The following is a 14,937-nucleotide window of genomic DNA, read 5'->3' as shown; positions in this document are numbered from 1 at the left end:
GAGGGTGGCTACTGAGGGATAAGTCCCCAGCCATACCCTCCAATGGGGATACTAGCCTAATAATGGCCATGGGTAGATGCTAATTAAACTAATTGGTGGTCATTACGACCATATCTGCAGTGGAATCCTAATTCTATTTTTAGGGCTACCTTGAAATTTCACTTCTCATCATTTCCCAGTTTCAAATTTGCCTCACAATACGTAATAAAGACTTGCTTGGCACTCTAATTTACATACCTATTAAACATGTCTACACACTCCATGTCCAATACAACGGAAACATCAATTTTATCTCTCATCACCTTATTCCTAAAATCATCACCGTCTCTGGTAAATGTAGTATACCTCGCAAAGTGTTGAAAACTAAGGATTTCTACGTATCTTTCCTTTGCATTCCTATTACGCACTCGACGTGCTTGGAGTTGCATTTATAGCTGTCAAGTTTATTGTTCCAAGCCCTTTTTTTATCAATGGTCGTATGAGGGAACATATCCAAGATTGACTCTCGTTTGTGGGAACATATCCTTAGCATCTTTCAGGTTCCCAGTAAGTCTGGAAATAGGCTTATTTCAAAACATATCTTCTTATTGCGATATTTATTCTATCGAAATTACTGATTAGAGTATTCTATCTTAATTTAAAATTTTACATTCTTCTGATTCTATTTCATTTCTATTTTATTTCGAAAATAATCTATATTTTCTAGTTTTTTACTGCAAATTCAGAGTTTTTTCTCTCAATGTATTGACACATGAGATTTATTGTGATATATAATGATTAGCACTCGACAAGCCAGAGTGCTAATTAAATAAATTGAAAAGGAGTTGTTATTTATGGCTGGATTAGTACCTTTTAACAGAAAAAACAAGGAAATCTCTACAAACACTGGCTTTGAGGACTTCTACAACGTACTTGATGACTTTTTTTCCAATGATTGGCCCTTTAGAAGATCCCTCACGCATGACACTTTCAAAGTTGATGTCGAAGATAATGGCAATGAATACCTTGTTGAGGCTGAAATGCCAGGTATAGACAAAAAAGACATCAATGTTGAACTTAATGATGGAAAGCTTATAATTTCTATCACAATGGATGAACGTAATGAGTCAAAGAAAAAGAATTTCATCCATAGAGAGAGACGCTATAGTTCAATGAGTCGATCAATTTATTTGGAAGATGCCAAATCAGATGGTATTACAGCAAAACTTGAAAATGGCTTACTTAAAGTTGTAGTTCCTAAAGAAGAAAAGCCAAACAATAGCATCACAATTGATATTGAGTAATGTAAACTAAAGCACATCGGGTCGTTTACCCATGTGCTTTAGTTTTTTTGTTTTTCTTTTTTGTGTTCATTTTGTTTAATGCTTTTAAATTCGATAGTATTTCTTTGTGTAATTTTGATGACATATTAGGAAAAGCAGCAAACACTCGTTTAACGATTTTTTTATTTTGTTTTGATATATCGTTAAATTTGAAATTAAGCTCATCAATTTTGTGAGATAGCACTCTAATCTTAGATTGCTCATTTTCGGATGGTATCGATTGTGATTTTATAAAAAGTTTTTCAGATACCTTTTGTTTGATTTCATCAGAAATTAAATGAAGCCTTGATAGGTTGTTTTTCAATTTTAATGCATTTAGTGTGGATATTATATTGTCAATCAAAAATAGGAATAGCAGCATCAAACTTACGGTTGTACGCATGCTTAACGAAAATTTGTTTACCATACCAATTAGAACAGGATTAAGGTGATATATTGCTAACACTGACAATACTCCAAAAATTATTGAATTATGCAATACAACCCTTCCGTGAATATTCCACTTATAATTTGAATAGTCCCACCATTTTAGATGGTATACTCGTTCAAGTAAATATCCCGTAGCATATTCTATTATACTAGTTATAATCACTGCAAAAAAATAAACTATTACAGGATTATCAGAAAAAGGCATCAATATATTTATTACCGCAAGAGCTCCAAAGCCATAAATGGGACAGTACGGACCAACTAAAAACCCTCTATTTACAAACTTTTTTGCCGGAATTGAGCAATATATCACCTCACACACCCAGCCAATAAAGCTGTATATCAAAAATAATAAAAAATCGTCCACCAAATAATTCATATGCAGATTGTCACCTCGAAATATAAAGCTTTTTTCAAACTACCTCGATAAAACGAAACTTTGCCTACAATTACCTTATCTAAATAATTGTAGGCAAATATAGATTATTCGCTTCGCAATGCTTCAACAGCATCCTTTTGAGAAGCCATTCTTGCTGGAATATGGCCACCCAACACAGTAAGGATAGTACTAATAACTACTAGGACTATGGCGTGTAGCATCTGCAAATTTGCAACTCCACTAAGCCCGGTCCAATCATATAGTAAGGAATTAATTGGAAACGTTAATAGCCAAGCTATAACCACACCTAAGACTCCGGAAAAAACACCTAAAATCAATGTCTCCGCATCAAATACTCGTGTAATATCTTTCTTCCTTGCACCTAAAGCACGCAGCACTCCGATTTCTTTTGTCCGTTCCAACACAGAAGTATAGGTTATGATGCCAATCATAATTAGACTGACTACAAGTGATATAGCCGCAAAAGCAATCAGAACAAGCGTTATTGCATCCATGATTCCACCTGTCAGATCTGTCATTCTGCCTGCTAAATCAGTATAAAAGACTTGATTTTCTAAATCTTTCCCTTCATTATATGCTTCAAGATACTCAAGAACCGCATCCTTGTTCTCGAAATTATCTGGGTATACCATTACCATAAAGGGGGATGCATTTCCACCAAGATATGATAAGAAGTTATTCTTTGTTTCTTCATCCATATCTTCCATGCTCATAACGTTTTTATCGCTCTGTTGTTGCGCTTTTACAATCTCCGAATTAGATGCATCATCAATAATCATTTGTGACAATGCGTCACTATGCGCAATTCCTGTACCGAGAATACCAATCTGAACATCCTGCTTTTGACGAACCACACCAACAATTTGCACTGTTATGCTCTTGTCTGAATCATACATTGATTCATAGTCCTGTCCTGGAACATAATTTCCCATATCTGTTTTAATGTAAAAGTCATCATTTGAAATTATTTTAAATTCAGTACCAACAATGTCTGAAAATTTTATGCTTGTAACATTCTCTGTATCAAATCCTAATGCTTTTAGTTTATTATAATCAATTCTGTTTTTCGAATCTACAACCAGTACTATTTCCGTTGGTTCTTTCGGATAATCTCCTGCGAGTAAATCATAGTTTTTTACTAGATAAGGTTCCTCATTTTCTTCTAATGTTTCAGGATAAGAGGACAGCCCAATTTCATCCATACTACCGATATTAGCCATATTTGACATACTCGAAAGATCCATTCCCTGCCCCATAGAAGTCATAATATTACTTATTGATACAGGCTTAACGGTGTTGTCCACCTTTCTCAGCATATTCATACCTACAATTCTGGTATAGCCAATGCTTTTAGCAATTTCCGGATCAATATTATTCAGATAATCCATATACTCGTCGGTTATTATATTTTTATGGGCAATAGTAGTTTCTGACGAATCATACAGATATACTTCTTCCGAGTCAGCAAATTCCTCCGTTCCCATCATTCTATCTTTAATTCTGTCTTGCATACTTGATATGTTTTCAGCATTCAGTTCCATTGATGTCTGAGATATTATAATTGGAAACTCAGACATCGCATCGTTTTGGAATGTATCTATTTGCTTCTGAAAGCCAGTGGACAAACTGAGAATAACGGCAATCCCTATGATACCGATACTAGAAGCTAATGCTGTTAAAAACGTTCTTCCTTTTTTGGTTCTTAAATTGTTAAATGAAAGTTTTAATGCCGACAGAAAATTCATGCTGGTTTTTTTAAGTATAAAGCTGTCCGGCTTTGGTCTTTCCTGATGAGGATGACTATCGGATATGATTTTACCATCCTGGAAACGAATAACCCTATCTGCATATTTTTCTGCAATATCAGGATTATGGGTAACCATAATAACCAGGCGATCCTTCGCAACAGTTTTAATTAGATCCATAATCTGTACGCTGGTGGTAGTATCCAAAGCTCCAGTCGGCTCATCACATAAGAGAATTTCCGGATCATTTGCCAATGCACGGGCTATGGCAACACGCTGCATCTGGCCGCCGGATAGCTGATTTGGGTTTTTGTGCAGGTGCTCTTTCAGGCCGACCTGTTCCAATACTTCAAGCGCTCTTTTATGTTTTTCTTCCGTCGGTACACCACTCAGCGTCATACCGAGTTCAACATTTGCAACAATACTCAAGTGAGAAATCAAATTATAATTTTGAAATACAAAGCCAATAGAGTTGTTACGGTAAGCATCCCAGTCTTGATCACTAAAATCTGATGTTTTCTTTCCCTTTATAGTCAGTTCTCCAGAATCATAGTGATCTAACCCGCCAATTATGTTAAGACATGTGGTCTTTCCCGATCCGCTGGTCCCAAGAATTGCAACAAATTCCTTTTCACGGAAAGCGACACTGATATCATCCAACGCTTTTGTTTCGATACCACCAACATGATAAGTTTTCTTAATATTTTTAAATTCAAGCATTCCAGTAAAGCCCTCTTTCTTTCATTTATATATTTTTTAAACCATTTATACCCGTTCCCGCCCCATAAAAACAATGCAAAGCAGTCCAGGTCCCGTGTGTGTTCCGATGATAGGTCCAAGATAATTAATCGCTACCTCCTTAACCTTAAGTTCTTTGTTAATCATGGCCTTTAAATATTGGGCATCTTCAACGCAATCAGCATGACTGATATATACTGTTTCATCATTTATATTCGTTCCTGCATTTTTAAACTCATCAAACAACTCACTGATAGCTTTCTTTCTCCCCCTTATTTTCTTTACAGGAGTAAGCTTACCATCTTTGTCAACAATTAGTAGTGGCTTAACATTCAGCATAGTTCCTAATGCAGCACTTGTAGCGGAAAGTCTTCCTCCACGCTTCAGGTAATCAAGGCTGTCAACAGTGAACCAGTGATTCACTCTCATTTTATTACTTTCTATCCATGTAATAATTTCTTCATACGTTTTTCCCGCTTTAAGCATATCAATTGCTTTTTGAATCAAAAGACCTTGCCCCACACTGGCGGCTTTGGAATCAATTACCGTTATGTCAGCATCTGGGATATCCTGCAATACGTTTTCCCTAGCTAATACGGAATGATTATATGATTCACTTAAAGCAGAAGAAAATCCAATGTATATTACGGAGAAGCCTTCATTGACATATTTTCTGAAGTACTCTTCGTACGTATATGGTGATATCTGGGAAGTTGTTGACATTCCACCCCTTCGCAGTTCATCATAAAATTCTTTATAACCAATCGATTTCCCGAAGTTGTCTTCGTAATCCTTACCATTTAAATTGAAATGAAAAGGTATAACGGGTATATTATTTTTTTTCAGAAATTCTTCTGGTAAATCACAATTAGAATCTGTAATGATTATCGTATTCATGTTATTACTTCCCTCCACATTGATAAAAATATACTTTGTGTGTAAATACCGTTAATTGTCAAAGACTAATTCAATCGCGTTTAAGGCACTTGGTAATTCTTTTTCGGTTGAATCCAATAGCACTTGTACAGCTATCCCAAACATCGCTCCTGAAAGCATTCTTGAAATATCTCTTGACCTATACCTCCTTATATTGTTTTTTAAATGATTATCTTGTAAAATGTTTTTCTCGATTAGATCGGATGTATCATTAAACAAATTTTTCAGCGTTTCTCCAAAGGCAGGTTGCCACAGTGCCAGGCTTGTAAAATCATACAGCAATCTGAAAGATTTCGGATTTTTCTCAAGCATTTCCTTGAAATATATAAGGAGACTGGACATTTTTTCTTTCGGAGAATTTCCCATGGTAATATGATTCTCTATTTCCTGTAAATAATTCTGTATAGTAAAATTGATGACTTCAATAAACAGACCTTCCTTATTTTTATAATGATAATTCAGTTGACTTAAAGCAACTTCTGCGGCATCAGCAATATCACGCATAGATGTATTTGCATAACCCTTCGACGAAATACATTCAAATGCAGTCAATAATATCTTCTTGGATTGATTTATTCTTTTCTCCTTGCTCTCCATCTTAATACCTCCTGACCAATTCGAACGTACGACCGAATTTAATTTTACAACAGATACGCTTATATGTCAATATTTTGAGCACTATTTTCACAATTCCATAACCATAATAAAACCCACAACTCTACTCAAGAGTCATGGGCTATTTAAGTCTGTCTTTCATACTTCAATTTCAATGCCAGATTTAAAGCTTACCACAAAGTGGTCTTCGTACACAGTAACGTTTTGGATCAGCTTCCTTACTAAAGTATCATCATAAAGCAAAGTTCGATATTTGTTCTTCCGGATAAATCCTATCAGCTCGCCAATTCTTTCATTCTCACCACTTAAGGATGCATCTTCCACAAGAAGGCACTGTCGCTCTTCACGGAACTTATCAATCTCATCAGCTAGGAATTCGTAATCTTTTCCCTTGTTGGCAAGGCTGATTACTTCTTTCTGCTTTTCCTCTAGCAGTTTGTTAATCTCTGAAATCTTATATTCTGTGGTGTCACCAATTACCGCATGGATGTTATCTTCTAGTGTTCTTATCATGTTATCTCCACCGGCAAGGAGTCTATTAATGGCAGTCATTACCGTATCATATAAATCTCCTTCTTTTACCGTTCGATTCTTACACGTTTCAGGGCCTTGCTCGATTCTTGTAACGCATCGCCAAACAAACTCTTTTCTACCACGTATATTCCAGTAGACCCGTCTGTAAATGTCCCCGCAATCTCCGCAGAAGGTTATGGTGCTCAAAGCGTATTTACTGCTATAGAGTCTTTTGTTTTTATCTGCCCCCGTGTAAATATTATTCCTGCGATGAAGTTCTTCCTGAGCCTGTAAAAATAGTTCCTTTGGTATGATCGCCTCATGGCTATTTTCAACATAATACTGTGGGACATGGCCTTCATTCTTGACTCTTTTCTTTGTAAGAAAATCCACGGTGAAGGTCTTCTGTAAAAGGGCATCACCGATGTACTTTTCGTTCATCAGAATCTTCTTTATGGTCTCCGGTCGCCATCTTGGTTTTCCTGCAGCTGTTAAAATACCGTCCTTCTCAAGATCCCTACCAATGCCTGCTAGGCTTTTACCCTCAAGGTACTCTTTGTAAATACGTTTAATGATCTCAGCCTCTTCAGGAACAATGATCAAGTTACCTTCTTCATCTTTTGTGTACCCCATAAAGCGATTGTGGTTGACCTGAACTTTGCCCTGCTGGTATCGATATTGAAGTCCCAGCTTAACATTCTGTGAAAGGCTCTGACTTTCTTGCTGCGCGAGGGATGCCATAATGGTAAGTAGCACCTCCCCCTTGGCATCCATTGTATTGATGTTCTCTTTCTCGAAAAATACGGCTATGTTCTTATCCTTGAGTTGCCTAATATATTTTAGGCAATCCAGAGTGTTACGGGCAAATCGACTGATGGACTTTGTAATAACTAGATCGATGTTCCCCTCCATACACTCATCAATCATGCGGTTGAACTCTTCTCGTTTTTTCGTGTTCGTGCCTGAAATACCGTCATCTGCAAATATTCCAGCAAACTCCCATTCAGCATTTTTCTTTATAAACTCGGTGTAATGAGCTACCTGGACCTCATAGCTTGAGTTCTGCTCTTCAGTTTCTGTAGAAACACGGCAATAAGCAGCAACACGCAGTTTCTTTACTTTTTCTTTTGCGGCTGTACTTCCGACCCTTTTTCGTGCTGGAATTACAGTTATGTTTTTCTCTGCCAATTTAAACCTCGCTTTCTATCAGACTATACAGGTACTCCGCTCGCGCTACTGGATCATCTGGAAGTTTACCTTCTGATTTTCTCATTTTAAATCTTTCTATAGGTGGGGGAGCACTGAAAGCTGCAAGCTCTGCAATCCTCCCTAGGTCCTTCGCACGTTTATTTCTAACTTCTTCGGCCTTATCAAACGTCTCTTTATCAATGATTTCGGGGTATACGTCATTTCCAAGATAGTTGATGTTTTTCAAAATAAGGCCCATTGATGAATGAGTCTTCTGAATACCAGCCTGCTCACCGGCCACAGCTAGAGAAAGTCCTGAAATGTACTTTTCAAAGAAATCCCTTACTTGATCTGCAGCCCTTTTATCAACGGTAACAACTCCGTCCGTAATTGCATATCCGTATGGTACATAGGCCATTTACCTCACCACCCTTTCTTTAAGAGAAAGCCCACATTTTAATTTAAATGTCAGTTCATCCCTTGAATTTACAATGATGTTTTCTACAAACTTTTCAAATGCCTCGTCCGTATAATTGCCATCAAACTTATCTTTTGACACATGCTCAAGAATTGTCTTTATCTCATCAGCCTGTGATGTTCCACTTGTAAATGTCATGACCAGATTCGTCTTCTCAGTGGTTAGATTTTTTATTTCGCTATCCAGAGCATTTCGTTCCTTGCTAAAAAGTGCTGGTTCAAGAAACCCTTTTGTCATAAGGCCAATAAGCGTATTGCGCTCTTCGGTCAATTGCTCCATTCGCTTATCGATGGCATCAATTCTTTCAAGGTCGCACTCTTCTTGGTTTTTACTTATAGCATCATAAAGTGGCCCAAGGATAATCTTTCTGCTGTAGGCAAGCTTATTCATCATGATGGCAAAGGTTGCCTTTATCTCTCCATCCCGAATAAATAGCATGGAGCAGCTGTTCTTGTCTTCAATATGCCCTATGCAGCTCCAGGCGATATAACTTCTGCCAGCAGAGTAGTTTGTTTTTCTCCTAAACGTGGATCCACACTCTCCACAGATGATTCTGCCACTTAATACATATCTATTTTGATAAGCCTTTTTGTTAACAGACTTAATCTTTGCTCTTTGTGTTATCAGCTTTTGTGCCTTAGAAAACACTTCTTTGCTGACGATAGGCTCATGATGATTCTTGCAGTAAAATTGGTCTTTCTCACCTTTATTAGGTCGTCTACTGTAATTGCTATCCGTGTAAGTCTTTTGGAAAAGCGCATCCCCTTTGTATTTTTCATTTCGTAGCATATCAATCACTGTGCCTGAACTCCAATGGTTACCTCTTCTCGCAGGAATCTTGTCCCTGTTAAGGCCCTTTGCGATCACACTTCCACCTTTACCTGAAAGGCACTCTGAAAAAATGCGCTTAACAACTTCTGCTTCTTCTGGAACGATGACCATCTCACTATTTACATTGGCATAACCATAAGGTGGACTGCCAATAATGAAACTGCCATTTTGAAATTTTTTGCTGATTGACCATGTCATGTTCTGCGAAATGGATGCAGACTCTTCAGCGGCAAACCCAGATAATATTGAGAGCATTAATTCGCTCTCCATGTCACCCGTGTTTAGATTTTCTTTCTCGAAATAAATGAAAACACCGATATTTAGGAGATGCCTTACCAGCTCTAAGCAATCCGTGGTATTACGTGCAAAACGGCTTATGGATTTGGTGATAATAAAATCGATCCGCCCATTTTCACAATCACGAATCATCCTTAGAAGCTCATGTCGTTTTTCCTTCTTGGTCCCTGATATGCCTTCGTCATAATAAAGCCCTGAAAACTCCCATTCTGGATTGGATTTGATGTAGTTTTCATAGTGTTCCCGCTGGGCTTTAAGGCTTACCATCTGCTCATCACTATCTGTTGAAACCCGAGCATAAGCGGCCACTCGAAGTTTAATGTTTGACGACTGTGTTTTATTCAGCTCATCGATCTTCGTTATCTTTTTCATAGTCTCACCTCGCTTTCTTTCATTACATATATCACTCTAAAAGCCACTAATAGCAAGTGATTTAAGACATAATCTCAGCTAGCTTTGGTAAGAATTTCTGTCGGTTTAACGCTGATATTTTGTGTCGTTCATCCTCTGTAATTTTGCCTTCTTTCTGAAGCATCCTGATAATACTTTCTGCTATATAAAAGTCATACTCTCTTTGCAACTGTTCCTCTGTCATCGGTTCTGTCTCACCTTTGATCGGGCTGCCATCTTTCACTTCAATAATCTTCATAAAAAAAACACCTCCTACCTGGTAGCCACGGCAAGAGGTGAAATCTGATTGTTTAACTAATCTTTCTTATAAAATTCGCATTCATAACCATCGGCATCAAGAAGCAATCCCTTTGCCCAGGGAGGGACTCTACTCATCTGCTCGCACACCCTTTCAAGTGACATGCTAGGATCCGCTTCAATAATAACTTCATCATGCACATGAGCCACAATGCGGTAAGAGCTTAGAGTCTTTATGGCATGCATCAAAATATCACGAGAGATTGCTTGGACAATGTTTTCTACAAACTTAGGTCCATAGCTTTCAAGTCGATCCCATTTTTTAGTAGCACCGACACCTTCGTAAGTGACCGATTCACCACCGAAGATATTCTCACCAATCTTTGGTTTAACATAGGCAAGCTGCCTACCAGAAGGAAGAACGATAAAGAGCATTCCACTCCTGTAATGAAACTTAATATTTTGTATTTCTTGAGACTGCTTTTCCTTAATACACTTCTTAGCTGCTCTATCCACATCCCACCAGAATTTTACGATGTACGGATTGGCCTGCCTCCAGGCATTAACCAGGGGTTTCAGTTCTTCCTCTTCAAGTCCCATCTCCAGCGCACCCATAGCCTTTAAAGCTCCCACTGATCCACCATAACCTAGGGCCAGTTCTGCGATCTTGCCTTTCTGTCTTAAATGCCCATTCACACCGTGGTTTTCTACGGGGACATTAAACATCTGTGATGCGGATGCACAGTAAATATCACCGCCGCTTGCAAATACTTCACTTCTCCAATCTTCACCTGCAAGCCATGACAGTACACGAGCCTCAATGGCAGAAAAGTCGGCAACTATAAACTTACAGCCTTTCTTTGGTACAAACGCGGTACGAATAAGCTGTGAAAGAGTATCTGGTATATCTTCATAAAGCATTTCAAGGGCTTCAGAATTACCATTTTTTACGATGCCTCGCGCCTCTTTTAAATCCAGCATATGGTTTTGTGGTAGATTCTGCAGCTGCACTATCTTTGAGCTGAAACGTCCTGTACGATTGGCCCCCAGAAAAGTAAACATACCACGAATCCTGCCATCACTGCAGACTGCATTTTCCATTGCAGAATATTTCTTAACAGATGACTTTGCCAGTTGCTGACGGAGTTTAAGAACTTCAGCTAGATGCTCCGGCGCTTCCTTCAATAGTTCTGCCACAGCCTTTTTACCGAGGGTATCTGTTTCCACGCCATTTTCAGAGAGCCAGCCTTTCATCTGTTGCACTGAGTTTGGATTATCAAGTTCTGTTACTTTCTGCATCTGATCCATCAGCTTGGTGCGTGACATCTCATCCATAGTAATGGCCTGTTTTACAAAGTCCATATCTACCTTTATGCCTCGATCATTGATTCTCTCACTTAAATGATATTCATCCCATATGAATTCTGGCACAGGAAATTTAGTCAATTTCTGCTCAATCTCCATTTCAGTTTCGACGTCACGAATGTTATAGGAGCTGAATCGCTCCCATTTTTCTGGGTCATCAGATGGTAAATTTCTTGTGCGGTTTCCATTTGCCTTAGTTGGGCTACAAGGAGAACAAAAGAAACGAATCAGATCTTTACCTTCCATCATTTTTTGCTTCCCAAGGCCAAGAACCGCACCCACACCTACTAATGATAACGGCAGCCCCATATATGCTGCCCATGTCATTGTGCACCTCCATGATTCAGGAGGAATATACTTATCCACTGGGTATCCCAGAAAGCGTGAGAAACATATCCGCTCAAAGGAAGCATTATGAGCATATTTTATAACTTTATCATCTTCTATTGCAGAAAGTATTACTGGTGGTATCTTTTCACCGCGGGCTAGATCGATTATTTTAACCTCACTTCCGTCTGTAGAATAGGCAAACAACAAAATTTCAAAATCATCTGCCTGAACATAACGATACACACCACACTTTGCTAAATTGACGCTACTATAATAATCACCATCATGTCATCCCTTGCCCAGGAAGAAAGCCGCAGCATTTCAGAGAACGTCACATGGGGACAGCGCAAGAGATTTGCAGATGGAAAGGTCACGGTTCCCTTTGGGCACTTCCTCGGTTACGATCGGGGTGAAGATGGCAACCTTGTCTTGAACCCCAATGAAGCAGTTATAATCCAGAGGATCTTCAGCATGTTCCTACAGGGCATGACGCCTTATGGTATTGCCAAGCAGCTTACCGCAGACGGCATTTTATCACCCGCGAAGAAAGATAAGTGGAACGCAGGCACCATCAAGCGCATCCTCACAAATGAAAAATATAAGGGAGATGCACTTTTGCAGAAAAGTTACACCGTGGATTTTCTTACCAAAAAGAAGAAGGTCAACGAGGGAGAAATTCCTCAATACTATGTTGAAAATAACCATGAAGCGATTATCGAGCCAGCGGTCTTCGACCTGGTCCAAAACGAGTTAGAAAAAAGAAACCCTGCAAACAATTGTCACAGCGGTGTTCATATATTCTCTGGCAAGATAAAATGCGGATCATGTGGAAGCTGGTACGGTTCAAAAGTATGGCACTCAAACAGCAAATACCGACGTACAGTCTGGCAATGCAACCGCAAGTTCAACGGACAGCAAAAATGCTCCACTCCCCACCTCGATGAAGATACTATAAAAGAACTCTTCGTGAAGGCTACTAATAAGCTCCTGGAAGATAAGGATGAAATCATAGCAAACTTCGAATCCATGAAGGATGTTCTTTTTGACACTGGTCCCTTAGAAACCAAACAGGTCGAGCTTCAAAATGAAATGGAGATTGTCACTGAGCTGATACAGCAATGCATAAACGAAAATGCCAATGTTGCCTTAGACCAAGGAGAATACCAAAGAAGATACGATGGCTTGGTACAGAGGTTTGACACTACCAAAGAAGATTTAGAAAAAATATCCGGGCAGATTAAGGAAAAAGTGATCAGTCGCCAAACAATGGCTGCTTTCCTCGCTGAACTTAAGAATCAAGATGAACTGCTCACAGATTTTGATCCACTCCTCTGGCACAGTTTAGTGGATTGTGTGACAGTCCTAGATAAAGAAAATGTTCAAATTACCTTTAAAAACGGAATCACTATTTAATACCGAAGTTCTGTGGCGACTGATCTAAGCGTCTAGCCAGTTCGGAGACACTGATATTCATTTGTTCACATAGCCGTCGTATCATGTCCGAGGTTTTCATAATAGTCCCTCCATGCCTCAATAGAAATATTGTAAACCATTTGGTTTCAAATAACAATTGAATGTTTACAAATTGAAAACCCGCAACTCAATAAAAAGAGCTGCGGGTAAAATTGTGTTAAGAATTACTATCCGATATTGTCCTTGAAATCAGGTCCAGATTAAAATGATGGAGTCCTGTTTTTTCTCGGAAATCCGTGGGTGTACGTATATCCTTGTACAGCACACCAGCCAGTGTTTTTTTGTTCCTGCTTCGTTTTATTTCGGGTCTAATCTCAAAAGCATTGCATTGATCGCAACAATAACGGTTGATAAGGACATGAGGACGGCGCCGAAGGCCGGACCCAAGGTAATGCCGATAGGAGCAAGGAGGCCAGCAGCAATTGGAATCGCGATAAAATTGTAGCCTGCTCCCCATACCAAGTTTTGTTTCATTTTACGTGTCGTCTTGTTTGCTAACTCGATAAAGGATTCAATATCCCCTGGATCAGACTGAGTAAGGATAATATCCGCAGAATCCAAAGCTACTTGCGTTCCAGCTCCGATTGCAATACCTACGTCTGCCAAGGCAAGGGAAGGTGCGTCATTGACCCCGTCTCCCACCATGATAACCGTCTTGTTTTGGTTTTTCATGGACTCGACCAGCTTGTACTTATCTTCCGGAGATTGATTGGCTTGGTATTGAATACCTAGAACTTCTGCAACTCCTTGTGCAGCTTCCTCGTTATCACCAGTAGCCATGAGTGGTTCAATTCCGTATTTTTTCAGCACCTCGATCAAGTTTCTGCTGGTTTCTTTCAGTTCATCTCCCAATGCGACAGCGCCGATTGCTTCATTATTTTCTACAAGGATACTTAAAGTAGCGCCTTTCGGAATATCCATACGCAATGCTTTTCCGTATGCCTTTTGGCTGATTAATTGATAGTGGTGGCCGTTCGCCTCCCCTTCTATTCCTGCTCCCGAAACGATTTCAATGGAGTCAAAGGAAACTGACTTAATGCCTTTCGCTTCAGCGTGGTTCACAATCGATTGGGCAATCGGGTGACTGGAGCCCGCCTCTATACCCGCCAACAAGCCTGTAATTTCTTCTTCAGAATATTTATCACTCAAAACAGTGACGTCCAACACTTTAAATTCACCAGTTGTTAAAGTACCTGTTTTATCCAATACCATAACATCCGCTTTAGTAGTTAATTCCAAAGCTTCTCTATTTTTAACCAGTAATCCTCGGCTTGCACCCAAACTAGTACTACGTGATACTACCAAGGGAATAGCAAGACCCAAAGCATGTGGGCAGGCAATAACTAACGTAGTCACAGTAAAGATAACGGCTGTAGGTAAATCTGCAATGATCATCCAGGCTACTAGAGCGATTAAAGCTACTACAACGGCAATGTAGAACAACCAGCTAGCTACTTTGTGAGCCACATTCTCTGCTCGAGATGGTTGGCTTTGTGCTTGGCTAATTAACTCAAGTTTCGCAGGTGTAAAACACCCGTAAACCCCTGACTTTATTGGCCTCAAAGGTGTACAAAAACACCCCTTGCTGGTAAAATGGAAGTGCCTAAATCCCAACAACCAGCGAAAGGG

At 39.2% G+C, this 14,937-nt stretch carries 11 protein-coding genes and 2 pseudogenes; 2 read left to right on the top strand and 11 right to left on the bottom strand.

Features of this window, described 5'->3' with window-relative positions; all coding sequences use genetic code 11:
• Positions 1-833 precede the first annotated feature (833 nt).
• Positions 834-1,283, top strand: coding sequence for an Hsp20/alpha crystallin family protein (locus tag FH749_14620; GenBank protein ID MTI96682.1), 450 nt, complete (start codon positions 834-836; stop codon positions 1,281-1,283).
• A gap of 25 nt (positions 1,284-1,308) precedes the next feature.
• On the opposite strand, the gene FH749_14615 is transcribed toward FH749_14620, so the two are convergent.
• The 9 genes from FH749_14615 to FH749_14575 all read right to left on the bottom strand — a co-directional run bounded on the left by FH749_14615 (position 1,309) and on the right by FH749_14575 (position 12,078).
• Complete coding sequence (locus FH749_14615; protein ID MTI96681.1) at positions 1,309-2,130, bottom strand: putative ABC transporter permease; 822 nt, start codon at positions 2,128-2,130, stop codon at positions 1,309-1,311.
• Between the two features lie 104 nt (positions 2,131-2,234).
• The gene (locus tag FH749_14610) at positions 2,235-4,616 is read right to left on the bottom strand and encodes an ATP-binding cassette domain-containing protein (protein ID MTI96680.1); all 2,382 of its coding nucleotides are present in this window, start codon (positions 4,614-4,616) and stop codon (positions 2,235-2,237) included.
• A 45-nt stretch (positions 4,617-4,661) separates the two neighbouring features.
• On the bottom strand, positions 4,662-5,531 hold the full coding sequence (locus FH749_14605; protein MTI96679.1) for a DegV family protein: 870 nt from the start codon (positions 5,529-5,531) through the stop codon (positions 4,662-4,664).
• Between the two features lie 51 nt (positions 5,532-5,582).
• Positions 5,583-6,167, bottom strand: coding sequence for a TetR/AcrR family transcriptional regulator (locus FH749_14600; GenBank protein MTI96678.1), 585 nt, complete (start codon positions 6,165-6,167; stop codon positions 5,583-5,585).
• A gap of 156 nt (positions 6,168-6,323) precedes the next feature.
• Positions 6,324-7,886: a recombinase family protein gene (locus FH749_14595; protein MTI96677.1), complete on the bottom strand. Its 1,563-nt coding sequence runs from the start codon at positions 7,884-7,886 to the stop codon at positions 6,324-6,326.
• Position 7,887: 1 nt separating this feature from the next.
• The gene (locus FH749_14590) at positions 7,888-8,304 is read right to left on the bottom strand and encodes a recombinase (protein ID MTI96676.1); all 417 of its coding nucleotides are present in this window, start codon (positions 8,302-8,304) and stop codon (positions 7,888-7,890) included.
• Entirely contained in the window at positions 8,305-9,864 is a 1,560-nt protein-coding gene (locus FH749_14585; GenBank protein ID MTI96675.1) for a recombinase family protein, read from the bottom strand.
• A gap of 61 nt (positions 9,865-9,925) precedes the next feature.
• Entirely contained in the window at positions 9,926-10,141 is a 216-nt protein-coding gene (locus FH749_14580) for a hypothetical protein (GenBank protein MTI96674.1), read from the bottom strand.
• A gap of 56 nt (positions 10,142-10,197) precedes the next feature.
• Entirely contained in the window at positions 10,198-12,078 is a 1,881-nt protein-coding gene (locus tag FH749_14575) for a hypothetical protein (GenBank protein MTI96673.1), read from the bottom strand.
• Between the two features lie 42 nt (positions 12,079-12,120).
• On the opposite strand from FH749_14575, the gene FH749_14570 reads away from it, so the two are divergent.
• On the top strand, positions 12,121-13,248 hold the full coding sequence (locus tag FH749_14570; GenBank protein MTI96672.1) for a recombinase: 1,128 nt from the start codon (positions 12,121-12,123) through the stop codon (positions 13,246-13,248).
• Between the two features lie 4 nt (positions 13,249-13,252).
• On the opposite strand, the pseudogene FH749_14565 reads toward FH749_14570, so the two are convergent.
• Together FH749_14565 and FH749_14560 are read right to left on the bottom strand one after the other, a co-directional pair.
• Positions 13,253-13,348 (bottom strand): annotated as a pseudogene (locus FH749_14565) (XRE family transcriptional regulator).
• A 257-nt stretch (positions 13,349-13,605) separates the two neighbouring features.
• A pseudogene (locus FH749_14560) lies at positions 13,606-14,817 on the bottom strand (copper-translocating P-type ATPase).
• Between the last annotated feature and the right edge of the window lie 120 nt (positions 14,818-14,937).

This window comes from Bacillota bacterium (assembly GCA_009711825.1).
In the GTDB taxonomy this organism is placed as follows: domain Bacteria; phylum Bacillota; class Proteinivoracia; order UBA4975; family VEMY01; genus VEMY01.
This window is presented reverse-complemented; position numbering and strand designations above follow the sequence as displayed.